Raw genomic sequence first — 14,647 nt, forward strand, 5'->3', positions numbered from 1 at the left:
TCAGCGGACCACGACCGGCGCCGAGAGGTAGCGGACGGCGCGAGCGAGGCCGCCGAAGCGGTCGACGACGGCCGAGTCGACGACGACGGGGGCGCGGAGGGGGGCCGCCCGAGCGACGGCGAGAGCGGCGGAGAGGGAGTCGGCGTCGAACGCGGGCGGGAGCGCCGCCACCGCGGCGGCGAACGCGTCGCGGACGGCGGCGGCGAGCGTCCGTCGCGCGTCGCGTTCGAGGTTCGCCGCCCGGTCTTCGAGTCGCATGCGCGCCTCGCGCGAGTCGCGGGCGCGGCGCGCCTCCGCCTCCAGGGCGTCGAGTCGCTGTCTGGCGGCCACGCGTTCGGTCGCCGCCTCCGAGAGTCGCCGCATCGTCTCCGAGAGGTCGCTCTCGGCGACCTCGACGGCGTCGCCGCCGACCTCCCGCGCGGCCTCAACCCGCCCGCGGACCGTCGCGGCGCGTTCGCGGAGGCGGTCGGTCTCCGCGCCCGCCTCCGCCGCCCGGCGGCGCGCGGCGGCGAGGTCGGTCGACTCCGCGGGCGCCGTCTCGGCTATCGCCTCCCGAACCCGTCTGAGTTCGGTCAGCGCTCCGCCGGCGTCGTGACCGCGGAGACGGGCCAGAGCGGCCAGCGCGCCCCGCCGGTCGAACGAGACTCCCACGGAGAGTCGCGCGACGAACGGGTGGACCGGCGTCGGCGCGGGGCGGACGACGCTGGGTGCGGCGGGTTCGGCCGGGAGACCGCCGGCGACTGCTCGGCGGAGCGTCGCGGCGCCGGGGGCCGTCTCGACCCCCCGGAGGTCGACGACCGGACCGACGTGGAGGCCCCCGTCGGGCAGGCGGACGCGTATCGGCCGGCGGGGGACCGCGGCCGCGACCGGACCGGCGGTCACAGGTCGGCGTCGCGCATCGCCGCCGAGGAGGGGTGGTCGGTGCCGGCGGCGAACTTGTCGTACGGGGTGCTCGGAGACTCACGAGCCTCGTAGGCCGCCGCGGCCGTCCGGACCGAGGCGGGCGCGTCGGCGAACTCGTTGAACGGTTCGGTGCGTTCGACCTGCACGTCGCCGGCGTGCTTCTCGCGGAGGCGGCACGCGAGGAAGGCGCCGAACTCCGTCTCCGCGAGGAGGGCCGCGCGGCCGAACCGCCGCACGACGGTCTCCTCGTGCGTTCGACAGACGTTCCGGAGCGTCTCGCGGGCGGACCGCGAATAGGTCACGACGAGCAACACGGTTACGGAAGAAAATTCAGTATGGGATAAAACTCTCCCGAATTGATTTGTTCGGCGACCCGGCTACAGGCGTTCGACGTCGAACGTCAGCGACCCGGGAGCCTCGTCCAGGAGGTCGTACACGCGCGCTCGGGCGTCCTCGGCGCTCTCGGCGACGACGACGAGTCCGTTCGCGCGGTTCTCGCCCGCGGCCCGGTAGGGCGCGAGGCCCGCCTCGCCCTCGAAGTCGGTGGCGTACGTCCGGAGGACGGTCACGACGCGCCGTTCGGTCGCCGCGAGGTCGGACTCGCCGGACTCGAAGTCCCGGAGGGCCTCCTCAACGTTTCGCAGGGCGGAGATTCTGTCCATCTACTTTGGGAGTCGTTCCGCGTCTCGGTACAAGAAGCCACCTCCTCGTCGGACTTCCATCGGGAGAGCGCTACGTCGTCCGCAGGTGGTCCGTCCGCGGTTCGTACACCTCGCCCTTCCGGCGTAGGCTCTCTATCTCCTGTTCGGCCTTGCTCTCGCTGAGGTTCAACTCGGTTTCGGCGCGGGCGAGCACCTCGTCCACCGGCGCACCGCCCTCGTACTCGTCTTCGAGTTCGTTGATGAGCGCTTTCAGGTTCTTGATGCGGTCGCGCTGGTTCTTCGAGGTGCCGGTCTCCACGATATCGGCGTCGAACTCGCCCGTCTCGGGGTCCATCCCGATGTCGCGCAGGCAGGACTCGACGATGTTCGTGACGCGGACGGCGTCCTCCTCGCTGACGGTGTCCGAGAGGCGGACGCGCGCCGACGCTTCCGCGAGGCGAACGAGCGCTTCGAGTTTCCGGGCGGTGACGGGGATGGGCGAGTCCTCGTCGGAGCCCTTCGCGCGGAAGTTGACGTAGAAGTCGCGGATGGTCTGCTTGGCCTCCTGCGTCATCGTCGGATAGCAGTTGCGCTTCGCGTAGGCGATGTACTTCCGCAGGAGTTCGGCGTCTATCTCCGGCGCCACCTCCTCTGTGACCGAGTTCACCTCGTCCTCGGTGAACTCGGAGTTGGCTATCTTCGTCCGCTGGGTGTGCAGTTCGCCCGCGTAGTTCGTGTTGATGATGTGGTCGGCGAGTTCGGCGTCGGTGTCCGGGTCCGGGGTGTCGGTCACCGTGAAGATGAGGTCGAACCGCGAGATGAGCGCGGGTTCGAGGTCTATCTGCTCGCCGATGGGTTCGTACTGGTCGAATCTGCCGTATTTGGGGTTCGCAGCGCCGAGCAGCGAACACCGGGACTTGAGCGTGGCGTTGATGCCGGCTTTGGAGACCGAAATCTGCTGCTGTTCGAGACCCTCGTGCATCGCAGAGCGGTCCTCCGGGCGCATCTTGTCCAGTTCGTCCACGGCCGCGATGCCCTTGTCGGCGAGGACGAGGGCGCCGGCTTCGAGCGTCCACTGCTGTCCGTCGCCGAAGTCGTCGCGGACGGCGGCGGCGGTGAGACCCGCCGAGGAGGAACCCTTACCGGAGGTGTAGACGGAACGAGGGGCGATGTTCCGGATGTACTGGAGCATCTGGGAGTTGTGGGAGACGACGTTGTTCGTGAGGAAGTTGTGCGTTCCCTCGATTTCGAGGTCGTACACCCACTCGTCGTCACATTCGACCGATTCGATGGACTCGATGCGGTCCCAGGCGACGTCGCCGTCCGCGAGTGCGCGAAGCGACGCGAGTTGGCGTTCGACGCTCTCACCGCCGTCGCCGTCGGCGCGGATTCCTCCGTCCGCGGCGTCGGAGAACGCCCGCACGACCGTCCGGAGGCTGTCTCGACTCGGATTTCTGTCGCCGCGTTCGTAATGCTGGTACGTACTGCGCGGGAGACCGCAGTCCCCCTGCGCGAGGTCGAGCGATTCGCGGATATCGCGGAGCGTCTCGTCGACGCCGGGGACGACGTCGCGGTTCGTGTTCCCGTCGGCGTTGACGGTTGCGGCGGCGGCCTCGATCTTCCGTTCAGTGACGAAACCGACCCGTTCGACGTAGCGAGCGAAATCGTCGCCGCTGATTCGGAGTCGGAAGCTGCCGCCGGCTTTCGGCCGGAGTTGCGAGTCGACGCTGAACGCGAGGAGGAGGCTCCGAATCCCTTCGAGGACGTCTCGGCTCGTCGAGGAGACTGTCGCCTCCCGTTGCGTCGGAGAAACGGTGCCTTCCGCGTCGACGAAGGCGCGGAGGAATCCTCGCTTGACGGGGCGCGTCGCGCGCAGAATCGCCTCGGGGACGCGCTGCTCGCTCGAACCCGCTAAGAACGCCGGCTCCAGTTCTTCGAGGAAGCTCACGAGTTCGGACGACGAGCAGATGAGCTCTCGAGCGCTCTTTCCGTCGTGCGGCGCCCGCTCGGTCGCGGAGAGACCGAGTCCGTCCAGCGCGTCGAGCGTGTCATCCAGTATCTCTCGGTCGTTGTTCGTCACGGAGACGAACCCGCTCCCCGAGTCGCGCCGTTCGACATACCCTTCGGCGGCGACGTACCCGAGCAGACGGGCGAGCGACGGCGTCAGTCGATCCGGGAGGTCCATTCGGACGGCATTGGACGAGCGCGAGCGTCGAATCGACACGTCGAGCGAGTCGTCGCCCTCGACCGGCAACGACCGGGGGACGGCGACGAAATCGCCCGTTTCGAGGTCGTCGGCGACGACGGCGTCGGTGCCGCCGTCCCGGCCGACGAACAGGGGATGCGACGGGGTGACCGTGAGTTCGCGTCCGCTGGCGGTCCGAACCTCGTACATTCGCTCGGGGGCCTCGCGCTTCCAGACCTTCGTCGCCCGCCGCGAGGATATCGAACCGTCAGGCGCCATCGACGGCACCGCGAAGTCGACGGAGTCCCACACCCCGTCGTCGACCGGTTTCGGGTCGTCGAGGTTTCGCTCCACGAGTTCGCGGATGGGAACCTCCGACCCGTCGGCCAGCGTCACGCGCGTGTCCCCGGCGACGCACTTCCCCGTCCCGGGGTCCCCTATCAGCAACATGTGCAGGTCGCCGCGAATCCGCGACCCGTCGGGGAGGTGCTTGGTGACCCCCGAGAACAGTTGGAGGATCATCGCGAGTTTCTCCTGCTCGTAGCCGTAGATGGAGGGCGCGACGGAGCCGACCATCTTCTCGTAGATGTCCTCCTCGTTGGAGAGTTCGATAATCTCCGCGACGTCCTCCTCGGAGATGTCCATGTCCTCGAACTCCTCGTCCTCTATCTCGATGGCGACGCCGTCCATGTAGAGGTCGAAGATGGGCGTCTTCTCCTGCCCGGAGGTCTGCTGTTCGATGTGGAGGACGCCCGTGACGGTGACGTGGTCACCGGCGGTCACTCTCCCCGTGATGTCGTCTTCGGTGTCGATGTCGATGCTCTGCGGCGTCTCGCCGCCCCGCAGGCCCTCGGGGCTCTCCTGGACGCGCAGTTTCTGGGAGTCGACGAACTCCGATTGGTCGAAGTCGACGTGGAACGGTCCCTGTCGCTCGCAGCCCTGACACTCGTGGGGTTCCTGAAAGCCGCTGTCGGTCTGCGGGATGTACGTCATCGTCCCGCAGCGCTGACACTCGAAGGCGGCCTCCGTTATCTTGGGCCGGACGTCGGTCGCCTTGCGGACGATTCCCTGGACGGAGACCATCCGTCCGATGTGGTCGTCGTGGACGCGGATGTTCCTGATGTCGACCGAATCCGGGAGGTTGTGGAGGCGGACGTGCGCGCGCCCGAGTTTCACGTCGACCGGAAGGTCGTAGAGGCGGAGGGCCTCCTCGGCGTACTCGCGTATCTGGTCGGGTTTCTTGCGGTAGTCCTCCGCGAGGTCCTCGTCGAAGCGGAACAGGTCGTCGTAGTCGACGTACAACGAGCGCTGCTCGTTCGGATACCGCTGGGCGAGGCGGCCGATATCGTCGCTGTAGTACTTTCTGTAGAACTGGACGAACCGGTCGGTGAGGTCCACGTCCGGGTCCTGCGGGGCCTGTGCCATCGAACCGGAGTAAGTCCCCCATCCGGTAAGAGTCTTCGTTCGGAGCGGAAGTGATGGGGGAGCGGAGGGGCTACAGCGAGACGTCCGTCTCGATGTCCTCGGTGGCCTCGCGCAGGCCGTCGCGGCGGGCGTCCTCGGCGAGTCGCGCCGAGAGGTCCGAGTCGGTCAGCAGTTCCTCGAACTCGGTCCGGAAGCGGTCGTTCGCGCGCGTCGCCTCTCGTCGCGCCTCGACGACGCGGCGGACGCGAGCGACCGTCCCGGCGTCGGCGTCGAGTGCGGCCGCGCACGCCTCGTCGTCCGCGCCGTCCGCGAGGAGTGACCGGAACTCGTCGAGCGAGAAGGGGGCGTCGGCGTCCGACTCCCGCAGGAGGTGGAGGTCCGTCCGCGCGACGAACACCTCCCCCTCGTCGGCGTTCACCTCTAAGACCGACGCGAGTTCCGCGTCGGTGTCGCCGTCGAAGAACCCGCGGACGATTCGGCGCAGGTCCGCGTCCGAGAGGTCCGTCTCGAACTCGTAGCGCTCCCGCATCGCCGCGACGAGGTCACCTACTCGGCGGTTTCGCTCCTCGTCGTCGGGGGCGTCCGTCAACGACCCGGGCGACTCCTCCTGTCTCTCCGTCACCGACTCCGACCCGGTCGTCTCGACGAAGATGTCCCTGAGTTCGGCCGTCTTCTCGTCCATGACCGGCCGGTAGGCGCTGCGAACGTACAAAACTTTGCCGGGCGCGCGGCGGTTCGCGGTCGCCGCGTCGGGGACCGCCGCCGCGACCGACGCCCGCGCCGACGGCGACTCCGACCTTCGTAAACCGAACCACTGATAGTGGTTTACGAGACAGGAGGGAGTATGTCGACAAACGCGGAGTCGGTCGAACTCGTCGGCGACGACGTGGTCGGCAACGTCGCCCGCGCGGCGCTGTTCGCGGCGCTCACGGGCGCGTTCGCCTACGTCTCGTTCCCGAACCCCGTCTCGCCCGTCCCGGTGAGCCTGCAGGTGCTGGGCGTCTTCCTCGCGGGCATCTTTCTGGGACCGGTCTGGGGCGGCGCGTCGATGGTGCTCTACCTCGTCGCCGGGGCCGCCGGCGCCCCCGTCTTCGCCGGCGGGTCCGCCGGCCTCGGGTCGTTCGTGAGTTACACCGCCGGCTTCCTCTGGTCGTACCCCCTCGCGGCGGCCCTCGTCGGAGCCGTCGTCCACGGCACGGCGGACCTGCGCGACCCCTCGGCGGTGGGGGTGGCCCGCCTCGTCGGCGGCATGGTCGCCGGCACCGCCGTCATCTACGCCCTCGGCACCGTCGGCTACGCGATAGTCGAGAACGGTCTCGCCGGCGCGTTCGCTCCGGACGCCCTCGTCCGCGCGTTCGCCGTCAGCGCCCTCGCGTTCGTGCCGTTCGAGGCGGTGAAGATGGCCGCCGCCGTCGGCGTCGTCCGGAGCGACGCCGCGACGGCGGAGTGAGCGGGCGGGGCGACGACTGATGACGATCCGAACCGAGTCGCTGGTCCACCGCTACGGCGACAGCGTCGCCGTCGACGGCGTGGGTCTCGAAATCGACGACGGCGAGTTCGTTCTTCTAGCGGGCGCGAACGGGTCCGGCAAGACCACGCTCGTCCGCCACTTCAACGGCCTCCTCGAACCCGATTCGGGTGAGGTGTTCGTCGACGGCCGCTCCGTGCCCGAGAACCCCGTCGCCGCCAGAACCGCCGTCGGGATGGTGTTTCAGAACCCCCGCGACCAGTTCGTCGCCGCGACGGTGGGCGCCGACGTGGCGTTCGGGCCGGAGAACCTCGGCCTCCCCCGAGACGAGATAGACGCACGCGTCGCGGACGCCCTCGACGCGGTGAACCTGAGCGAGAGAAGGGACGCCCGCGTGGACGAACTCTCCGGCGGCGAACGGGAACGCGCCGCCATCGCGGGCGCCCTGGCGATGCGGCCGACCCACCTCGTCCTCGACGAACCGTTCACCGGACTCGACGCGCCCGCGCGCGAGGCCGTCCTCGACAGGCTCGAAACCCTGAACAGGTCGGGCACCAGCGTCGTCGTCGTCACCCACGACGTGCGCGACGCCCTCGAACTCGCGGACAGGGTCGTCGTGATGAGCGACGGCCGCGTCGTCGTCGACGGGACGCCCGAACGAGCGGTCAAGAGACTGGAGCGGTACGACGTGCGCGCGCCGCGCCGCCCGACCGCCGACCGATGACGCTGGCGTACCGTCCGAGCGACTCCCTCGCGCACCGTCTCGACCCGCGGACGAAACTGCTCGTGCAGGCCGCCTTCGCCCTCGCCGTGTTCGCGCGGAGCGATCCGGTCGGACTCGCCGCGTGCACCGCGTTCGCGGGCGGCGTCCTCCTCGCGGGGCGCGTCTCGCCCGTCGACGCCCTCCGCGGGTTCGCGCCGGCGCTTCCCTTCCTCGTCGTCGCCCCCCTCGCGCGGACGGTGGTGCTGTCTCCCGCCGGGTCCGCTCTCCCCGTCGGCGTCGACCCGGCCGCCGCCGTCGAACCCGCCGTGGCGAGTTACCGCGTCCTCCTCGTCCTCCTCGTCTCCGCGACGTACCTGCGGACGACGCCGGTCCGGGAGTCCCGCGCCGCGATAGAGCGCGTCGTGCCGGGCCGCGTCGGTCGCTTCCTCGGCGTCGGCGTCGCCCTCGTCTTCCGCTTCTTCCCGCTTCTCCTCGCGGACCTCCGGCGCGTCCGCGAGGCGTCGAACGCCCGACTGGGCGACCGCCGGCCCCTCCGAGAGCGGATGCGCGTCGTCGCCGCCGCGGGCGTCCGCCGGGCGTTCGCCCGGTCGGACCGACTGGCGCTGGCGCTGCGGGCGCGCTGTTTCGCGTGGAACCCGACGCTGCCCGAACTGCAGTTCGCGCGCCGGGACTACCCGGCGCTCTGCCTCGGCGTCGCCCTCGTGGCGTCGGCGTTTCTCTGAGCGGTTCCGGGGGACGACGCCGCGTTCGCTCCCCTCGGGAGGCAAGATTTAACCGCTCCGTTTCCGGCTGATAAACTATGATACTCTTGCAGTCGGAACCGACTCGGGAGACGTTCTGGACCATCTCGCCGGTGGGGGAGGCGGTGTTCTACGCCCTCGCCGCGATGGCCGTGGTCGTCTTCCTGTACGGAGTCTACGAGCGGTTCGCCCGCTACGCCGAGGGCGAGACCGACGCCTTCGACCGACTCGACGACCTCTCGGGGCGCGTCCGTCGCGCCTCGCGAATCGTCCTCTCGAACGAGAAGCAGTTCGACCGCGACCTGTACGGGGGAATCATGCACGCGTTCATCCTCTGGGGCTTTCTGACGCTGCTCATCGGGACGACCATCCTCGCCATCGACATCGACTTCTACCGCCGCATCACGGGCGAGTCGTTCTTCGTCGGCGACTTCTACCTCTCGTACTCGTTCGTGATGGACGCCCTCGGCTTCCTGTTCGTCGTCGGCGTCGGCATGGCCCTCTACCGCCGCTACGCCGTCCGCGAGGAGCGTCTGTGGGGCCGACACACCGGCCGCGAGGACGACGTGTTCGTCTGGACGCTGTTCGTCCTCGGCGTCGGCGGCTACCTCCTCGAAGCGCTCCGTATCGTCGGCACCGAGTTCCCCGAGTGGGAGACGGTGTCGTTCGTCGGCTACTTCATCGCCCTCGGATTCGACGCCGCCGGGATGTCCGCCGGCCTCGCCGAGACGCTGTACTGGCCCGCGTGGTGGTCCCACGCCGTCATCGCCCTCGGGTTCGTCGCGTTCGTCCCCGCCGCGAAGCCGTTCCACATGATATCCTCGTTCGCCAACGTCGTCACCGCCGACGAGAAGGCGGGCAAGCGACTGCCGGGCGTCCCCGCCGACGAGAGCCCCGACGAGATAGGCTACACCTCCATCGAGGACCTCTCGTGGAAGCAACTGCTCGACACCGACGCCTGCACGAAGTGCGGCCGGTGTTCGGCGGTCTGCCCCGCGAAGGCGTCGGGGAGACCCCTCGACCCGCGGGACGTCATCCTCGACCTGAAACGCTACCGCGAGGAGTTGGACGCGGGGCGGACGGAGGAAGTCGACATAATCGCCGACGGCGGCACCTCCGTCGTCGACGCGGAGACGATGGAATCCTGCATGGCCTGCATGGCCTGCATGGACTCCTGTCCGGTCGACATCGAACATCTGAGCCACTTCACCGAGATGAACCGCCGCCTCACCGAGACGGGCCAGATGCAGGAACCCGTCCAGGAGGCGATGATGAACGTCTTCCAGAACGGCAACGCCTTCGGCGACCCGGCGCGGAAGCGCCCCGACTGGACCGACGAGTTGGAGTTCGAGGTGCCCGACGCCCGCGAGGAGGACGTGGAGTTCCTCTGGTACGTCGGCGACTACCCGTCCTACGACGAGCGAAACCGCCGCGTGGCGCGCTCTCTCGCCCGCCTCTTCGAACTCGCGGGCGTCTCCTACGGCATCCTCTACGAGGACGAACAGAACGACGGCAACGACGTGCGCCGCGTCGGCGAGGAGGGACTCTACGAGATGCTCGTCGAGGACAACAGCGAGGCCATCCACGACTGCGAGTTCGACAAAATCGTCTGTACGGACCCCCACTCGTACAACACGTTCCTGAACGAGTACCCCGAGATGGACCCCGAGTTCGACTACCCTGTCTACCACTACACGCAGGTGGTCGAGACGCTCGTCCGCGAGGGGCGCGTCGGCCTCGACGGGTCCGAGATAGGCTACACCGTCACCTACCACGACCCCTGTCACCTCGGGCGGTTCAACGACGAGTACGAGGCACCGCGGGAACTCGTGCGCGCGACGGGCGCGAGGCTGGCGGAGATGCCGCGCAACCGCTCCGATTCGTTCTGCTGCGGTGGAGGCGGCGGCGGCCTCTGGATGGAACACGAGGAGGAGACGAAACCGAGCGAAGAGCGGTTGCGCGAGGCCCTCGAAGACACCGCGGCCGGAGGCGAAGTAGAGAAGTTCGTCGTCGCCTGTCCGATGTGCGCGACGATGTACGAGGACGGACGGAAGACCGGCGACTACGAGGACGACATCGAGATAATCGACGTGGCCGAGTTGCTGGTGGAGGCGCTGGAGTCGAAGCGGGGGGCCGGCGGGTCCGGTGCCGGCGCCGTCACAGACGGAACCGGCGTCGGGACGGCGGACTGAGCCGTTCGGACTCACCTCGTTCTTCCTTCGGAACGCCCGCGAACCCGCGGCCACGGCCGTCGCTGTGGCCACAGCTAGCGAGTTCGGCAACGGAAGGAGGGCGGGGCAAAGCGGGACGACGAGTCGAATCGAATCGAGTCGAAGTGAGGCGTCGGCGTCGGCCGGGCGTCCGCCTCAGTCGCTCTTGTACTCTTTGCGGAAGCCGCGGAACTCCGTCCGGTGGGCCTCCTCGTCGGCGAGGAGGGTGACCGCGAGGTCCTCCGTCACCGGGTCGTTGGCCTCCTCCGCGGCATCGATGAGCGCGCGGTACGTGTCAATGGCGTCGTTCTCGGCCTCGATGACGCCTTCGATGACGGAGATGACGCTGGTGCTGTCCTCGGGCGGTTGGAGGTTCGTCTGCGCGGCCTCGAAGTCGGCCGACCCCGGCGGCACCTCGTCGAGTTGCTTGAGGCGCTGACCGATCTGTTCTGCGTGGCCGAGTTCCTCCTGGATGTCCTCCTGCAGCGACCCCTTTATCTCCTCGGCGCGGACGCCGTCGAGGACGATGGAGTTCGTCAGGTAGTTCATCACCGTCTCCAGTTCGTCGAGGTACGCCTTCTTCAGCAGTTCGATGGCCTCGTCGTTGTCCGTCGCTTGCTTGGTTTCTGACATCGTTCGCACATTCGTCCCGAGGGTAAAAATAGGTACCCGCCGGCGTATCGGCGAGCGGTTTACTCCAGGTACTCGACCAGTTCGACGACGTATCCGTCGGGGTCCTCGACGAACGCCGCGCGGGCGCCGGCGGGGTCGACGTCGAACGGTTCGCGGACGACCGGACAGTCGGTGGCCGCGCGGAGTTCCTCGAACGCCTCGTCGGCGTCGTCGACTTCGACGGCGAGGTGGTCGATGCCCGCGGGGTCGACCGACTCCTCCGAGTCGGGGTCGTGTTTGAACTGTATCTCCAGTCCGTCGCCGCCGCCGACGTAGACGTTCTCGACGCCGTTCAGCGTGAACTCCCCCGTCTTCGAGAGGCCGAGTTCGCCGTAGAACTCCAGCATCGCGTCGAGGTCCGAGACCGTTATGGCCGTGTGTATCAGGCGCATACCGGTTCGCTCGGACGCGCGGGTGAAATAGACCGCGGATACCCGTCCGGCGGCCGCGGTCCGGCGTCGCTCGGGAGGGCGGTGCGTCGACCGAGCCGAGAGTTAACTTCGCCGCCGCCCTCACGTCCCCCATGCCGCGGATCAACGAATCCGACCTCGAGTGGTCGGAGACGACGCACGGCGGGACGGCATTCGAGCGGAAGAAACTCGGGTCGGCGGCGGGCGCCGAACGCCTCGGCGCGAGCCTGTACGAACTGCCGCCGGGGGCCGCCTCGTGGCCGTACCACTTCCACGCCGGCAACGAGGAGGCGGCGTACGTGCTCTCCGGAGAGGGAACGCTCAGAACGCCCGACGGCGAAGAGGCGGTCGAGGCGGGCGACTTCCTCCTCTTTCCGGCGGACCCCTCGGGCGCGCACCGACTCCGCAACGACGGCGACGAACCGCTCCGCTACCTCGCCGTCTCCACGATGCGGGACCCGGACGTGACCGTCTACCCGGACTCCGAGAAGGTCGGCGTGTTCGCCGGGGCGCCGCCGGGCGGCGACGGAGAGCGCGTCGTCTCGGGGTATTTCAGGCGAGACGACGCGGTGGACTACTGGGAGGGCGAGTCGTAGGCCGTCAGTCGAACAGGGTTCACGCGAGTGCCGTCTCGATATCGTCGATGACGCTCCGCGCGGGCCGGCGGTCGCGGGAGGGGGCGCGTCCGTCCGCGTAGTCGCGGAGCACGCGGGCGAAGAACGCCAGTTCGTCGCGCTCGAACGTGTCGTCGTCTTCGAGACGCGCGAGGAGCGAGAGGGCTTGCTGGGGGTCGTCACCGTCGTCGACGGTGCGTTCGGCGTCGCTCAGGAGGGCGGCGTGCACCACCCATAGCTCTTCGAGCGAGAGGTCGAGCGGGGTCGGGTAGTTGTGGGCCGAAGCGGTCATGCTCTGTCTCTGGTCGAACGTACGTCCGCACGGGTATAAACTGTGCGCGTGAGTGGCACAGCCCGCGCACGCGCGGCAAAGATTGATGTTTCCATCGGAAAACCGTACAGGGCCGATATAGACAGTTGTGCGTACGTTCTTTTTCTAGGTACAAACTCTGATGGTGAAATTTGATAGACACACACACACACACACACGCACGGACTAGGGAGGCGAAGCTACTCGAAGGCTGGAATGCCAGTCCCGCTCACCGAAATCGCACCGATTCGAGTGAACGGAGTCACTCGAAGGCCGCGATTCCGGTGAGGTCCGCCCCCAGCACGAGCGTGTGGATGTCGTGGGTGCCCTCGTAGGTGTACACCGTCTCCATGTTAGCGAGGTGTCGCATCGGGGAGTAGTCGGTCGTGATTCCGTTGCCGCCGAGCATCTCGCGGGCCGTCCGCGACACCTGCCGGGCCATTCGGACGTTGTGCCGCTTGGCCATCGACACCTGTTGGTTCCGGAGTTCGCCGCGCTCTTTCAACTCGGCGAGGCGGTAGGCCATCAGCTGTCCGTTCGTTATCTTCGTCGCCATCTCCGCGAGTTTGTCCTGCTGAATCTGGAACCGGGCGATGGGGCCGCCGAACTGGTCGCGGTCCTTCGCGTACGACAGCGCCGTCTCGAAGGCGTCCCGCGCCGCGCCGACGACGCCCCACGAGATGCCGTAGCGGGCCTGCGTGAGACACGACAGCGGCCCCTTCATCCCCTCGACGCCCGGTAGCACGTCCGACTCGGGGACGCAGACGTCGTCGAGGCCGATGTCGCCCGTGACCGACGCGCGCATGGAGAGTTTGTCGTGTATCTCGTTGGTCGTCACCCCGTCGCGGTCCGTCTCCACGAGGAACCCGCGGACGGGCGACTCCTCCGCCGAGGTGTCCCGCGCCCAGACGACGGCCACGTCCGCGATGGGTGAGTTGGTTATCCACGTCTTCGAGCCGTTGAGCACGTACTCGTCGCCGTCTTTCTCCGCCCGCGTCTGCATCCCCGAGGGGTTCGACCCGTGCTCGGGTTCGGTGAGACCGAAACAGCCCACCGCCTCGCCGGTACCGAGGTCCGGGAGCCACCGCTCCTTCTGCTCCTCGGAGCCGAACTCGTGAATAGGGTACATGACGAGCGCACCCTGCACGCTCGCCATCGACCGGAGGCCGGAGTCGCCCGCCTCCAACTCCTGCATCAGGACGCCGTACGCCCTGTCGCCGACGCCCGGCAGACCGTAGCCGTCGATTGTCGGCGCGTAGAAGCCGAGTTCGCCCATTTTCGGGATGAGGTCCGTCGGGAACGTCCCCGCCTCGAAGTGGTCGCCGATGTCGGGTTTGACCTCCTCGTCGACGAAGCGCCGCGCCTCGTCGCGGATCATCCGCTCTTCGGTCGTCAGGTCCGCCTCCAAACCCAGATAATCGAGCATGAACGACTCTCTGCGGCGGGCGGCAAAAGGTGTTCGCTCGGCCCCGCGGGGCGCCGCCGGCGGAGCGTCCGAGCGAAGCGGAGAGACGAGGAGAGAAGCGAGGGGAAGAGAAGAGGGGGAAGAACCGTCGCGGGCGCCTCAGGACGCCGTCTCGGCGTCGGTGCCGATGTCGGGCGCGGCGCCCGCGCGCACCCGCCGCGCGTAGGAGACGAAGTTCTCGAACAGGCGCTTGGCCTCGCAGGCGGCGCCGTAGTTCTCCTCGTCGATACCGTCCAGAACCGACCGAATCCGCTCGTCGGGGAGGTCCTTCCCCATCGTCACGTCCCGGGCGGTGTCGGGGTCGTACTCGGGGTGGAACTGCACGCCCCACGCGTGCCGCTTCCGGAAGGCGTGGACGCCGTACTCGTTCTCCGCGAGGAGGTCCGCGCCCGCCGGGAGTTCGGTCACCGCGTCCGAGTGCGTCGTGAAGACGGTGAACCGGTCGCCGATTCCCTCGAACAGTTCGCTGTCGGTCGTCTTCCGTACCTCTCGGTAGCCGATTTCGTACTCGCCCATCCCCTCGACGGTGCCCCCGAGCGCCGTCGCGAGAATCTGGTGTCCGTAGCAGACGCCGAGAACCGGCACGTCGCGTTCGGCGGCGTCGCCCACGTACGTCACGAGGGGCGGAATCCACGCCTCGTCCCAGTAGACGGACGCGCGCGACCCCGTGACGACGACGCCGTCGAAGTCGAAGTGCGAGGGGAGTTGCCCGCTCGTGACGTCGAATTCGACGAGGTCGGCGTCGAGTTCGCGGCGGAAGTTCCGCCGGGTGTTACTGTCCCCGTGCGACGCGTCGAGAAGAGCGAAACGGAGTCGCTCGGTGCCCTGACTCATTGTTGAATACGAAGAAATCCGTCGTGAAGAGAGTTGTGCTCGTGGT

Annotated in this window: 15 protein-coding genes; 5 read left to right on the plus strand and 10 right to left on the minus strand. The window is 68.3% G+C overall.

Translation table 11 applies throughout. The annotated features are described in order from the left end of the window. The 5 genes from NDI79_RS16850 to NDI79_RS16870 form a co-directional block, all read right to left on the minus strand. Nucleotides 1–882, minus strand: coding sequence for a DUF7856 family protein (locus NDI79_RS16850; RefSeq protein ID WP_310929798.1), 882 nt, complete (start codon nt 880–882; stop codon nt 1–3). Beyond that, the gene (locus NDI79_RS16855; protein WP_310929799.1) at nt 879–1,217 is read right to left on the minus strand and encodes a DUF7855 family protein; all 339 of its coding nucleotides are present in this window, start codon (nt 1,215–1,217) and stop codon (nt 879–881) included. The genes NDI79_RS16850 and NDI79_RS16855 overlap by 4 nt, the downstream gene beginning before the upstream one ends. Nucleotides 1,218–1,280: 63 nt before the next feature. Beyond that, entirely contained in the window at nt 1,281–1,565 is a 285-nt protein-coding gene (locus NDI79_RS16860) for a DUF7854 family protein (RefSeq protein WP_310929801.1), read from the minus strand. A 70-nt stretch (nt 1,566–1,635) separates the two neighbouring features. Continuing rightward, entirely contained in the window at nt 1,636–5,154 is a 3,519-nt protein-coding gene (locus tag NDI79_RS16865) for an LAGLIDADG family homing endonuclease (protein ID WP_310929802.1), read from the minus strand. A gap of 70 nt (nt 5,155–5,224) precedes the next feature. After that, the gene (locus NDI79_RS16870) at nt 5,225–5,836 is read right to left on the minus strand and encodes a conditioned medium-induced protein 4 (RefSeq protein ID WP_310929803.1); all 612 of its coding nucleotides are present in this window, start codon (nt 5,834–5,836) and stop codon (nt 5,225–5,227) included. Between the two features lie 162 nt (nt 5,837–5,998). Here NDI79_RS16870 and NDI79_RS16875 point away from each other — a divergent pair, with 162 nt between their 5' ends. From NDI79_RS16875 to NDI79_RS16890, 4 genes are all read left to right on the plus strand, one after another. Then, nucleotides 5,999–6,604 (plus strand): biotin transporter BioY, encoded by a 606-nt coding sequence (locus NDI79_RS16875; protein ID WP_310929804.1) that lies wholly within the window; start codon nt 5,999–6,001, stop codon nt 6,602–6,604. Between the two features lie 19 nt (nt 6,605–6,623). Further along, complete coding sequence (locus NDI79_RS16880; RefSeq protein ID WP_310929805.1) at nt 6,624–7,346, plus strand: energy-coupling factor ABC transporter ATP-binding protein; 723 nt, start codon at nt 6,624–6,626, stop codon at nt 7,344–7,346. Beyond that, nucleotides 7,343–8,068 (plus strand): energy-coupling factor transporter transmembrane component T family protein, encoded by a 726-nt coding sequence (locus NDI79_RS16885; protein ID WP_310929806.1) that lies wholly within the window; start codon nt 7,343–7,345, stop codon nt 8,066–8,068. Before NDI79_RS16880 ends, NDI79_RS16885 begins: the two co-directional genes overlap by 4 nt. A 77-nt stretch (nt 8,069–8,145) precedes the next feature. After that, nucleotides 8,146–10,278 (plus strand): 4Fe-4S dicluster domain-containing protein, encoded by a 2,133-nt coding sequence (locus tag NDI79_RS16890; RefSeq protein ID WP_310929807.1) that lies wholly within the window; start codon nt 8,146–8,148, stop codon nt 10,276–10,278. A 174-nt stretch (nt 10,279–10,452) separates the two neighbouring features. Here NDI79_RS16890 and NDI79_RS16895 read toward each other — a convergent pair whose 3' ends face one another. Both NDI79_RS16895 and NDI79_RS16900 read right to left on the minus strand, forming a co-directional pair. Further along, nucleotides 10,453–10,929, minus strand: a complete 477-nt coding sequence (locus NDI79_RS16895; protein WP_310929808.1) for a ferritin-like domain-containing protein — start codon at nt 10,927–10,929, stop codon at nt 10,453–10,455. 59 nt (nt 10,930–10,988) lie between these two features. Next, a complete protein-coding gene (locus NDI79_RS16900; RefSeq protein ID WP_310929809.1) occupies nt 10,989–11,360 on the minus strand; it encodes a VOC family protein in 372 nt (123 codons plus the stop codon). A 131-nt stretch (nt 11,361–11,491) separates the two neighbouring features. On the opposite strand from NDI79_RS16900, the gene NDI79_RS16905 reads away from it, so the two are divergent. Then, the gene (locus tag NDI79_RS16905; RefSeq protein ID WP_310929810.1) at nt 11,492–11,974 is read left to right on the plus strand and encodes a cupin domain-containing protein; all 483 of its coding nucleotides are present in this window, start codon (nt 11,492–11,494) and stop codon (nt 11,972–11,974) included. A 19-nt stretch (nt 11,975–11,993) separates the two neighbouring features. Here the strand turns inward: NDI79_RS16905 and NDI79_RS16910 are convergent, their stop codons facing one another. The 3 genes from NDI79_RS16910 to NDI79_RS16920 form a co-directional block, all read right to left on the minus strand. Beyond that, nucleotides 11,994–12,284: a DUF7853 family protein gene (locus tag NDI79_RS16910; protein WP_310929811.1), complete on the minus strand. Its 291-nt coding sequence runs from the start codon at nt 12,282–12,284 to the stop codon at nt 11,994–11,996. Between the two features lie 280 nt (nt 12,285–12,564). Continuing rightward, on the minus strand, nt 12,565–13,728 hold the full coding sequence (locus NDI79_RS16915) for an acyl-CoA dehydrogenase family protein (RefSeq protein ID WP_310929812.1): 1,164 nt from the start codon (nt 13,726–13,728) through the stop codon (nt 12,565–12,567). A 138-nt stretch (nt 13,729–13,866) separates the two neighbouring features. Further along, a complete protein-coding gene (locus NDI79_RS16920; protein WP_310929813.1) occupies nt 13,867–14,601 on the minus strand; it encodes a type 1 glutamine amidotransferase in 735 nt (244 codons plus the stop codon). Between the last annotated feature and the right edge of the window lie 46 nt (nt 14,602–14,647).

The organism is Halogeometricum sp. S3BR5-2 (assembly GCF_031624635.1).
Taxonomy (GTDB): Archaea; Halobacteriota; Halobacteria; order Halobacteriales; family Haloferacaceae; genus Halogeometricum; species Halogeometricum luteum.

What these genes read in the sequence shown, in the direction of transcription:
- NDI79_RS16860 (WP_310929801.1), bottom strand. Translation starts at nt 1,565, where the DNA reads ATGGACAGAATCTCCGCCCTGCGAAACGTTGAGGAGGCCCTCCGGGAC.
- NDI79_RS16865 (WP_310929802.1), bottom strand. Translation starts at nt 5,154, where the DNA reads ATGGCACAGGCCCCGCAGGACCCGGACGTGGACCTCACCGACCGGTTC.
- NDI79_RS16870 (WP_310929803.1), bottom strand. Translation starts at nt 5,836, where the DNA reads ATGGACGAGAAGACGGCCGAACTCAGGGACATCTTCGTCGAGACGACC.
- NDI79_RS16875 (WP_310929804.1), top strand. Translation starts at nt 5,999, where the DNA reads ATGTCGACAAACGCGGAGTCGGTCGAACTCGTCGGCGACGACGTGGTC.
- NDI79_RS16880 (WP_310929805.1), top strand. Translation starts at nt 6,624, where the DNA reads ATGACGATCCGAACCGAGTCGCTGGTCCACCGCTACGGCGACAGCGTC.
- NDI79_RS16885 (WP_310929806.1), top strand. Translation starts at nt 7,343, where the DNA reads ATGACGCTGGCGTACCGTCCGAGCGACTCCCTCGCGCACCGTCTCGAC.
- NDI79_RS16890 (WP_310929807.1), top strand. Translation starts at nt 8,146, where the DNA reads ATGATACTCTTGCAGTCGGAACCGACTCGGGAGACGTTCTGGACCATC.
- NDI79_RS16895 (WP_310929808.1), bottom strand. Translation starts at nt 10,929, where the DNA reads ATGTCAGAAACCAAGCAAGCGACGGACAACGACGAGGCCATCGAACTG.
- NDI79_RS16900 (WP_310929809.1), bottom strand. Translation starts at nt 11,360, where the DNA reads ATGCGCCTGATACACACGGCCATAACGGTCTCGGACCTCGACGCGATG.
- NDI79_RS16905 (WP_310929810.1), top strand. Translation starts at nt 11,492, where the DNA reads ATGCCGCGGATCAACGAATCCGACCTCGAGTGGTCGGAGACGACGCAC.
- NDI79_RS16910 (WP_310929811.1), bottom strand. Translation starts at nt 12,284, where the DNA reads ATGACCGCTTCGGCCCACAACTACCCGACCCCGCTCGACCTCTCGCTC.
- NDI79_RS16915 (WP_310929812.1), bottom strand. Translation starts at nt 13,728, where the DNA reads ATGCTCGATTATCTGGGTTTGGAGGCGGACCTGACGACCGAAGAGCGG.
- NDI79_RS16920 (WP_310929813.1), bottom strand. Translation starts at nt 14,601, where the DNA reads ATGAGTCAGGGCACCGAGCGACTCCGTTTCGCTCTTCTCGACGCGTCG.